General features: G+C 63.6%; 1 protein-coding gene. It reads left to right on the top strand.

Going from position 1 to position 1,459, the window contains the following annotated elements; translation table 11 throughout:
• Window positions 1-347: 347 nt before the first annotated feature.
• Window positions 348-1,097 carry a transposase family protein gene (locus ACFVYE_RS47275; RefSeq protein ID WP_389609782.1) on the top strand — a complete coding sequence of 250 codons (750 nt, stop codon included), beginning with the start codon at window positions 348-350 and terminating at the stop codon, window positions 1,095-1,097.
• Window positions 1,098-1,459: the final 362 nt, after the last annotated feature.

Raw genomic sequence — 1,459 nt, 5'->3', positions numbered from 1 at the left:
GTCTCACCTGAACTGGGCGCCGCAGGTCAGGGGCCCGACCCGGAGCCAGATCATTTAAGACGGGATAGTGACCCAGGCCACTCAAACTTCCCTACGTTCTTCCACGGGACTGGGCGAGCCCTTCGTATGGTTGGCCCACGCCAGGGGCGTCGGGTGTGGCTTTCAAACTTCTGCCGCTTGTGGCTTCCATCGATTGGCCGCCCGACGCCCCACGACGACTCGGCTGCCAATTAGGAATTGCGAATGATTGTCGGCGTACGACTTGAAGTGGCTCTGGCAAGATTTTCGTAGCCGGAGATCATCCCGATGCGGGCAGTCGCCCGGTTTGCGGGGTGGGCAGCCTTTGAGTGTGCTCTGTTGAACTGTCAAAGCTGTTACCGCACTTGGCCGAGTTACTGGTGTTCTCGGCTGATACTTCAGGTCCTGTCGTGGTGATCGAGGCTCGTACTCGATCCCGTGTTCCAGCGGGATGCACCGGGTGCGGGGTCCTGAGCGACTGGATCCACAGCCGCTATGTCCGGCACCTCGCTGATGCGGCGCTCGGCGGCCGTCCGGTCCGGATCGACTTGTCCGTGCGCCGTCTGTACTGCGAGAACCCGTCCTGCCCGAAGGTGACCTTCGCCGAACAGGTTCCTGGGCTGACCGTGCGCTACCAGCGGCGAACACCACTGCTGCAGCACATGGTCGAGTCGGTCGGCGTGGTGCTGGCGGGCCGGGGCGGGGCCCGGATGCTGCGGGTCCTGAACGTCAGACTCTCGCGCTGCACCGTGCTCGCCCAGCTGATGCGGATGCCGCTACCGCCACCGGTCACACCCCGGGTGCTGGGGGTGGACGACTTCGCGCTCTACGGCGACACCTACGGCACCCTCCTGGTCGACGCCACCACCCGCCTCCCGCTCACGCTCTGGGAAGGCCGGGACGCCGAACAGCTCAGCCGATGGCTCCGGACGCACCCCGGAGTCGAGATCGCCTGCCGCGACGGCTCCCTCACCTACCGGCAGGGCATAGCCGACGGCGCCCCCGACATCGTCCAGGTCAGCGACCGTTTTCAGTGCGCCATGAGGCGCCTTGTCGTATCCCCGATTCAGTCGGGATGAACTCAGAGGGAGGTTCTTGGGTCTGATGGCTTACCCGATCCGGAAACGGTGATAGGGGCCAGAGCATGCCAGGAAATCGATGACCGGGCTTAGGTATCAAAGACGGGGTATCGAGGGACCCGCGTGACACGGTGAAAGCTGAATTGCCTGAACCCTAATTCCCAGGAGACTGAAGGTCGAGTCCGCCGGAAAGATGCCTGAAACCGGCGCCGCACCCTGCGACGGCTTTGTGGAATGGCCGACACAACCTCTGGAGTGCGGAGCGATGCCTAAGGCTTGTCCCGTAAATGATCTCTGACTGGTGCGGCGTGCTCGGTGATCAGTGCGACTGCTCGCCTATCCGGCGAGGTTGAGGTTGTGCA

The sequence above is a fragment of the Streptomyces sp. NPDC058239 genome, assembly GCF_042882185.1.
In the GTDB taxonomy this organism is placed as follows: domain Bacteria; phylum Actinomycetota; class Actinomycetes; order Streptomycetales; family Streptomycetaceae; genus Streptomyces.
This window is presented reverse-complemented; position numbering and strand designations above follow the sequence as displayed.